General features: G+C 65.6%; 1 protein-coding gene. It reads right to left on the bottom strand.

Going from position 1 to position 596, the window contains the following annotated elements; genetic code table 11:
• Positions 1-31: 31 nt before the first annotated feature.
• Positions 32-340: a DUF736 domain-containing protein gene (locus RRH01S_RS33080; RefSeq protein WP_015084482.1), complete on the bottom strand. Its 309-nt coding sequence runs from the start codon at positions 338-340 to the stop codon at positions 32-34.
• Positions 341-596 lie beyond the last annotated feature (256 nt).

The following is a 596-nucleotide window of genomic DNA, read 5'->3' as shown; positions in this document are numbered from 1 at the left end:
CCGCCCGATGGGCGGAGCCTGTAAGGGGGCCTCAGTCGCGGTTGGGGCGCGACCAGATCAGTTGCAGGCCGTCTTCGCCTTCGACTTCCGCCAGCGTGGCGTAGATCGGAGCGGGGAAGCTCGGATCGTCCAGTTTGACCGAGAGGTAGTCGCGGCCCTGTTCGGAGGTCTTCTGCCAGGCGGCGCCGAGCTCGACGTTGCCGGCGTAGATGCGGAAGTGCGGACCCTTGTCGGAGGGGTTTTCGACGCGAGCGATGCGTGCCTTGACGTTGAGGGCGAGGGTGCGGATCGAGCCGGAGAAGCCGTTTTCGGTGGAGGTGAAGGTGCCGATGGTAGCCATTGTCCAAGTTCCTTTTGCTGTTTCGGGCCGCACCATTGCGGCCTCGATGGCTGTCGCAAGGACCGGGGACGATCGGACCGCACCCCCGGGCCGAAATGAAATGGAGGGCGGCCGGGAGGAACTTTCTTGCTTCGCGAGGAATGCCGGCGGAGCCGACAGGGGAAGAAAGTTGCGGACGGCCGTTGCGGGGGGACGATCGAGGCAAAGCCGCTCTCAGGTCAGACATGCCTCATCGAGCCCGCGGATGGAGCGCCGC

Source organism: Rhizobium rhizogenes NBRC 13257, assembly GCF_000696095.1.
In the GTDB taxonomy this organism is placed as follows: Bacteria; Pseudomonadota; Alphaproteobacteria; order Rhizobiales; family Rhizobiaceae; genus Rhizobium; species Rhizobium rhizogenes.
Note: the sequence above shows the minus strand (reverse complement) of the source record. Positions and strands in the feature narration are given on the sequence as shown.

Excerpts from the sequence above, each read along its gene's own strand:
- RRH01S_RS33080 (WP_015084482.1), bottom strand. The coding sequence starts at position 340 with ATGGCTACCATCGGCACCTTCACCTCCACCGAAAACGGCTTCTCCGGC.